7 protein-coding genes and 1 pseudogene are annotated in these 6,769 nt (G+C 41.0%); 6 read left to right on the top strand and 2 right to left on the bottom strand.

Features of this window, described 5'->3' with window-relative positions; genetic code table 11:
- Positions 1–513: 513 nt before the first annotated feature.
- From DW039_RS16630 to DW039_RS16620, 3 genes are read left to right on the top strand one after another with little or no spacing between them, the layout of a single operon-like run.
- Positions 514–1,047: an antirestriction protein ArdA gene (locus DW039_RS16630; protein WP_120382151.1), complete on the top strand. Its 534-nt coding sequence runs from the start codon at positions 514–516 to the stop codon at positions 1,045–1,047.
- Between the two features lie 50 nt (positions 1,048–1,097).
- A complete protein-coding gene (locus DW039_RS16625; protein WP_120382154.1) occupies positions 1,098–1,310 on the top strand; it encodes a hypothetical protein in 213 nt (70 codons plus the stop codon).
- A gap of 20 nt (positions 1,311–1,330) precedes the next feature.
- Positions 1,331–1,552 (top strand): DUF3873 domain-containing protein, encoded by a 222-nt coding sequence (locus DW039_RS16620; RefSeq protein ID WP_068856479.1) that lies wholly within the window; start codon positions 1,331–1,333, stop codon positions 1,550–1,552.
- 178 nt (positions 1,553–1,730) lie between these two features.
- Here DW039_RS16620 and DW039_RS16615 read toward each other — a convergent pair whose 3' ends face one another.
- Positions 1,731–3,425, bottom strand: a complete 1,695-nt coding sequence (locus tag DW039_RS16615) for an ATP-dependent endonuclease (protein ID WP_120382150.1) — start codon at positions 3,423–3,425, stop codon at positions 1,731–1,733.
- Between the two features lie 76 nt (positions 3,426–3,501).
- On the bottom strand, positions 3,502–3,855 hold the full coding sequence (locus DW039_RS16610) for a DUF3872 domain-containing protein (protein ID WP_371682772.1): 354 nt from the start codon (positions 3,853–3,855) through the stop codon (positions 3,502–3,504).
- Between the two features lie 45 nt (positions 3,856–3,900).
- On the opposite strand from DW039_RS16610, the gene istA reads away from it, so the two are divergent.
- The 3 genes and pseudogenes from istA (at position 3,901) to DW039_RS16590 (ending at position 6,702) form a co-directional block, all read left to right on the top strand.
- Positions 3,901–5,499, top strand: a complete 1,599-nt coding sequence (gene istA, locus DW039_RS16605) for an IS21 family transposase (RefSeq protein WP_044469104.1) — start codon at positions 3,901–3,903, stop codon at positions 5,497–5,499.
- A gap of 11 nt (positions 5,500–5,510) precedes the next feature.
- Positions 5,511–6,265 (top strand): annotated as a pseudogene (gene istB / locus DW039_RS16600) (IS21-like element helper ATPase IstB).
- Between the two features lie 146 nt (positions 6,266–6,411).
- On the top strand, positions 6,412–6,702 hold the full coding sequence (locus tag DW039_RS16590; protein WP_120382149.1) for a helix-turn-helix domain-containing protein: 291 nt from the start codon (positions 6,412–6,414) through the stop codon (positions 6,700–6,702).
- Positions 6,703–6,769 lie beyond the last annotated feature (67 nt).

Here is a 6,769-nt window from a genome sequence, read left to right as displayed (position 1 = left end):
GGTGGTACACGTTTCAAATGCTACCCGGGTCCCTTTTCAAGTGTTAGCTACAAACCCGCACAAGAGTATCGGAAGGTGAACTCCCGACACACTTGTTTTTCCCGCCCGCATAGGCAATTCCCTAATGGACTGAATGGAGAACAAGAACTTTCCCCCTGTTTCCCAACCTGTAAATCTTCCTCATTAAGCAGTCCTCCAGCCGGGAGGTCGTTTTTATCATTTCAATAGGCAAAAGTAGTTACGTGTTCTTCACGGGTTTGCAAGGTCAAGCCTTTTCAGGTTTGGCGAAAAAATCTTCCCTGCGGCATTCGTTGCGAGGTATTTTTTCCACAAAACCCTGCAAACTCTAAACACTGCCCTTTTAAGCCTATGTGAAACGAAAACGACCGACCCGACCGGAAGACGCATAAAAAAAAAGTCGGATTTACGGGAAACAGGAAAAAAGTTCAGTGAAACTTCAACTCCCTCACCTCTCAAATCCGCATAAAATTAAAAACTTAAAAATTACAGGATATGGAAGCAGCAACATTATCGGAAGCAAGAGTTTATGTAGGCACTTATGGCAAGTACAATAACGGTTCATTGTTCGGGGCATGGCTTGACCTGTCGGACTATTCGGACAAGGAAGATTTTTACGAAGCCTGCCGGGAGCTTCACAAGGACGAGGAAGATGCGGAGTATATGTTTCAGGACTGGGAGAACGTACCGGAAAACCTAATCGGCGAAAGCTGGATTTCCGAGAACTTCTTCACCTTGCGGGATGCGGTGGAAAAGTTGGGCGACACCGAACAGGAAGCCTTTTTCGTGTGGTGCAACTACAAAAGCCATGATTTGAGCGAGGAAGATGCGGACGACCTTGTACGGGACTTTCAGGACGAATATCAGGGACAATATGACGATGAAGAGGATTTCGCCTACCAAATCGTGGAAGAATGTTACGACCTGCCGGAGTTCGCAAAAACCTATTTCGACTACAAACAGTTTGCCCGTGATTTGTTCATGTGCGACTACTGGTTTGATGACGGGTTTGTATTCCGGGCGGCTTAAACGACCATTTGGGCGGGGTTAAAAGCCCTGCCCGAATAAACAGAGAAACGATGAAACGGAAAAGTATTTATAAAATCATCCTGCGGGTGTTATTGTTCTGCCTTGTGTGGCGGCTCGCCTGTACAGCCGGAGCAATCACGCCGGTAACGGCATATCTTGTATTTCGTGCCACCTGTTTCCTGCTCCGGGTCTGCCTCTCGGCGTTTTATGCGTTGTGCGTGGCTCTGCTTTTCCTGCTGTTACTTTCCCTATTGAGTATATGATGAATAAAAAACATAATATCATGCAATCATTGAACAGAAACGGGGTGAGCATCACCCAAGCACCGGGAGAGGAAAAGTTTGTAAAATACCGTCCGGTCGCATTCAAGGGACGGATATTTTACCAGTACGACTACCGCCACACGGACGGGGAACTGTTTTCCACAGTGGCTAAAACGCTGGCAGAGTGCCGCCACAGGCGGGATAAATGGATAGAAAAGAAAGAACAGGGTAATAACAGATAAATTTTAAGGGTATGAAAACGACAGAAGTAAACAAGAACATAATCGGCAGACGTTGCGAGTGTATTTTTACGGGCATGATGGTAACGGGCGTTATCGAGGACACGAAGGAATAACATTCAGCAAACGTAAATTTTTCACGCTGCACAGTTATCTGTACAGCGTGAAAAATTTATAATTACTAATTAAAATATGCAAGAATTTCTCCTACGAATTTTATTAATTCTGGTGATGCTTGGTTATTATGAACTTTTTCTAATGCAGGAACAATCCATTTATTTTTCTTTTTTGTACCAACATTTAACCACCCCTCCAATTCTCCCACAGGAACGATGAATACTCCGTATTGTTTTAAATCATTGATTAATAGTAAAACTTTTTCTCTAATTTTAGCATCAAATCCTTCAATGCCCTTAGACTTTATTTCGCTCCACGAAGTAATCCCTTTGGCTATTCTTTGTAAAGCACCTTTCGCACCATCAAGTGTATGTTTATGATAAACTAGCTGTTCATATAAATACCAAACTTCCGTAGTTAGGGCTTTAAGCATTTGATCGTCAGTTTTCCCATTTACAGTTAAAGCTATTTCTTTCCTTAAATCAAATATAGATTGTGGAATGTGGCTATCTGTTGTGGAAGAAATCATCCCTTTTAGAATATCTTGGTCATTTAAAGCGTCAATATCAGCAACTAATGCTACAGGAATATTTGCTTCTTTTAGTAGTTTGGCAACAATTTTTAGTGTTTGCTTATTTTGAGAATGGATAAACAGCACATCTTCATTTGAATGATGATTTATAGTTGCAACACCTTGATAAATCGCTCTATCTGCATCAGCTTCACATACAACAACACCCTTATAAAAAACACTTTCCATAACTCTTTGGCTTGATAATAAGGGGTTTTCAAACAAAGTCTTTGTTGCATCAGAAGATACCTTATTAAAGGTCGTATTATCTCCAATTCGGTTCAATCGAAATATGTCAACATCATGTCCACTTGCTATTATTCCTGATAAAAAATTAGCATTATGAGTACTGATTATCAATTGACCATTAATAATATCTTTATGGTCTCCAATCCATTTACCTAAAAAACGTGCTTGTGCAGGATGCAGAAAAGCTTCGGGTTCATCAAGTAAAACAATGCGACCCTTTGAAAACAATAGTCCTAAAATAATTCCAACAAGACTTCTAAATCCGTCTCCTTGTTCTTCTATTTTTCCAAGTTTATTTGTAATTGGATATGCTTTTCTTGGGTCTTCTGGAATATCTGGCATTATTTTTGCAACACGAAAACAGAGCTTTAACATAGAACTATAATCTAAAGTAATTTCCATATTAAAGGCATCCTTAAAAGCTTGCTTTAAATCTAATTCTCGTGTATTGTCTAAAAAAAGAGATTGCAATAAATTTTTTGGATTTTTCAATTCTGGATTAACAGAATCCACAGAACTAGCTAATAAAAGACGATTAGAGGAGCTTAAATCTGTAACAAAATATTTAGTAAAGCGCCCCATAATCTCTTTTTTCCGACGATTAATATCATTATATGCCATTCTATATGGTTCAAGCGGAAAATCTATAAAATCCTCACTTAACATATCACTTTTTAATCCTCTTATAATTTTATTTCCGATTGTTTGAGAGCTATCCGCTATGCTTAATAAATCTAAAAAGCTATCAAAATTATCTGGTAAATCAAAATCTGCATCACTTACAATTACAGGTCTTGCATTATTACCTAATTCTAATAAATTCTTTATATCTCGTAATGTTTGAGATTTGCCAACATTATTTGGACCTACTAAAACCGTAATATTGTTAAGTACTATTTCTGTTTGGTCACTTTTATTTTTGAAAGATTTTAATTTCATATCTTAAGAAGATTAGTTATTACTACAACAAAGATAACCAAAATATTTGATTGGTTTTCATCGACCCCCATTTCTCTTAATTTGTGCTATTATAGAACGAGAACGAAACCTGCTGCATTTGTCCGAAGCTGTCGATGATATAGATGTCAATCGTCTGCTGGTCGGTCGATGCCGATGTGTAGTAGAGCCGGAACGTTTCTTTTTCCAGCGGGTACAGGTCATTGGGCAAGAACACCGTACCGTTATCCATTTCCAGCTTTCCTTTACCGTCAGGCTGGAAATAGCGTATCTGGTAGGTCGTAGGCTGGTAGTCGCCGCCACGTACCAGTTGGCAGCGTATTTCGGCAGTTTCACCCACTTTCAGTTTCTTGGGTATGTAGATACTAATTGAAAAGTGCGCCAATATTCCAATTGAAAAGTGCGCCGCCATAGGATAAGTATAATGACCTTTGTATCATCCAAATACAAAGGTAAAATGAAGACTATGGTAGAAAGACAATCAATAATACACATGTATAGAGTATGCGGTTATAGCAAACGGCGTATCTCTCGTGAACTTCATGTCAGCCGTCATACCGTTGACAATATTCTTTCAGAATACGAATCAGCCATCCGTACTGATAATCCGGAAGAGGCTTTGAGTGATTTGCTTACCGTCCAGCCCAAGTATGACAGTTCCAAACGCCGCCCTCGCCGCCTTACACAAGAGATTAAGGACGAGATCGGGTTTTGCCTGAAGAAGAATGCCGTTAAGGTAGCTACGGGGCTTCGCAAGCAGCGCATGCTGAAGAAGGATATCCACCAGTTTCTGTTATCCAAAGGATATACCATCAGTTATGCCACAGTGTGCAGTTATATAAAAAATATAGAGTCATACAAAGAGAAGAAAAAGAGCGAAGCCTTTATCCGGTTGTTCTATGAGTCGGGATGCATTGTTGAGTTTGACTGGGGTGAAGTCCTTCTTTTTATTGACGGTGTCAAGACCAAGTTTTATCTGGCCGTATTCACTTTCGGGCATAGCAATGGCAGATACGCCTACCTTTTCAGGCATCAGAATACGCTTGCCTTCATGGAATCCCACCGCAACTTCTTCAGGGATATACATGGTGTCCCCGCCATGATGGTCTATGACAATATGCGTGTAGCCGTCAAGAGCTTTGTCGGTGGTGACAAGAAGCCTACGGAAGCCCTGATGAAGATGTCCGGTTTCTATTGTTTTGAGTACCGTTTCTGTAATGTACGGGCCGGATGGGAGAAAGGGCATGTGGAACGCAGCGTGGAATATGTCAGGAGGAAAGCTTTCTGCCTGACTGACCATTTCAATGACATACGTTCCGCCCAGGAGCATTTGAACCGAATGTGTACGCAGGTCAACAACGAGCAGGGCAGTCTTTCAACAGCGGAGAAATCATCGCGTTTGGAGGCTGATTTGTCATCGCTGAAGCCTTTTCCCGGCAACCTTGGCTGTTTTGAGGTCAATGAGTACATCGTGGACAAGTGGTCGACTGTCAGCATGAAAAATGTTCATTATTCCGTACCTGATTCCCTTGTAGGAGAAAAAGTACATGTCAAGGTCTATAGTGAAAAAATCGTCATCCTGTACGGGAAGGAGAAAGTGGCCTCGCACCAACGCAGTTATTGTGGTGGCGACTGGTGCATCAAGCTGGAGCACTACTTGCGTACACTTTCCCGTAAACCGGGTGCATTACCTCATTCTGTGGTCTGGCAAAGAGCACCGGAAGAACTGAAAAGACTGTATGACAGCTATTTCAAGAATGACAACAGGGCATTCGTCCTGCTGCTGGACTATGCATGGGAAAATGGTTTTTCCGGGACAGACATCATCAGGGCATGCAGGGAACTGACCGGACGTGGTGTCAGAAAGATATCTCCGGAACAGGTAAAGGCCATGTTGCATGGCAACGCACAGGAAGAGATGGAAGAATCCATGGAGTCGCCTGTTCTTCCGGCACAACAAGAGAATATAGAAAGAGAAGCCGTGGATATGCTTGAAGGCATCACGGCACTCATGACAGGATACAATGAAGCGCATGATATAATACCAACCATTTAAGTTTATAATATATGAAATCAGAAAAAGAAACCATTTATGACTATGCGACAGAACTGAAGCTGCTGGCCTTCAAAGAGGAACTGGAATACACCCTTTCATTGGCAGCCGGAGAAAACTGGAGCCATCTGCATTTCTTGACCGAATTGCTTGGAAAGGAAAGTGTCAGAAGAAGGGAATGTAGAAGAAAATCAAGGATAAAATCTGCGGGATTCCCACAAATGAAGTATCTGCATGAACTTGTCATGGAAGACATGCCCAAAGAGGCACAGATAATATTGCCTGAATTGGAAACACTGGACTTCATCAGGGAGGGAAGAAACATAGTCCTGTATGGAAATCCGGGGACGGGAAAGACTCATATTGCTACGGCTTTAGGAATAAAGGCCTGCCAGCAGGATTTTACCGTATTGTTTACTTCAGTCCCTGTCTTGCTTACCCAGATAAGGGAAGCCAAATCCGCAAAGACACTGCGGGCGTTGCAATTACGGTTTGAAAAATACGATCTGGTTATCTGTGATGAATTCGGATATGTCAGTTGTGACAAGGAAGGAGGAGAACTGCTTTTTAACCACTTGTCCTTAAGGGCCGGGAAAAGGCTACAATCATTACTACTAATTTGGCTTTTAACAGATGGAATGAAATCATAAAGGACAAGGTGCTTGTAGCGGCAATGGTCGACAGGCTTACACATAAAGCCTATCTGGTAAATATGACCGGACTCTCTTATAGGCTCAAAGAAACACAAAAAATGAGACAAGATAAATGAAGATTTTAAACTTATATGTAATTTTGTAACAAGTATGGATGGAGCTCTTTTCAATTAAAATACGGTGCACTTTTCAATTAGTATCTACATATGTGTACAAGGAAAGTGATCTGGCTAGGATATTAACTCAAAAAGGCAAATAGGATATGGATGGGGTAATTACAAAACAGTCAGAAGAGTATATCAGGATGATGGAGATGCTCAAGAAATGCTCCAAGGAGATTTTTGCAATTCAGGATTTGCCTGTTCCTGTAGCCAATGAGGTCTATATGACTGGTGAACAAGTATGTGGCATGTTGCATATATCAAGCAGAACCTTGCAAAAGTTGCGTGATGAAAAGGGGATAGCTTATACTGCCATAGGTGGTAAGTTTCTTTATCCTCTTTCAAAATTGCAATTGTTATTGGAAGAAAATTATAGAAGTTATGTTCGTTAAATCAAGCGTTTGATTTGTATTTATGCCACTTTTTTACTACTTTTGCAAAAGTAAGAGTGTAACAGGA

It is taken from the genome of Bacteroides sp. AF39-16AC (assembly GCF_003602735.1).
In the GTDB taxonomy this organism is placed as follows: Bacteria; Bacteroidota; Bacteroidia; order Bacteroidales; family Bacteroidaceae; genus Bacteroides; species Bacteroides uniformis.
Note: the sequence above shows the minus strand (reverse complement) of the source record. Positions and strands in the feature narration are given on the sequence as shown.

What these genes read in the sequence shown, in the direction of transcription:
- DW039_RS16630 (WP_120382151.1), top strand. Translation starts at nt 514, where the DNA reads ATGGAAGCAGCAACATTATCGGAAGCAAGAGTTTATGTAGGCACTTAT.
- DW039_RS16625 (WP_120382154.1), top strand. Translation starts at nt 1,098, where the DNA reads ATGAAACGGAAAAGTATTTATAAAATCATCCTGCGGGTGTTATTGTTC.
- DW039_RS16620 (WP_068856479.1), top strand. Translation starts at nt 1,331, where the DNA reads ATGCAATCATTGAACAGAAACGGGGTGAGCATCACCCAAGCACCGGGA.
- DW039_RS16615 (WP_120382150.1), bottom strand. Translation starts at nt 3,425, where the DNA reads ATGAAATTAAAATCTTTCAAAAATAAAAGTGACCAAACAGAAATAGTA.
- DW039_RS16610 (WP_371682772.1), bottom strand. Translation starts at nt 3,855, where the DNA reads ATGGCGGCGCACTTTTCAATTGGAATATTGGCGCACTTTTCAATTAGT.
- istA (WP_044469104.1), top strand. Translation starts at nt 3,901, where the DNA reads ATGAAGACTATGGTAGAAAGACAATCAATAATACACATGTATAGAGTA.
- DW039_RS16590 (WP_120382149.1), top strand. Translation starts at nt 6,412, where the DNA reads ATGGATGGGGTAATTACAAAACAGTCAGAAGAGTATATCAGGATGATG.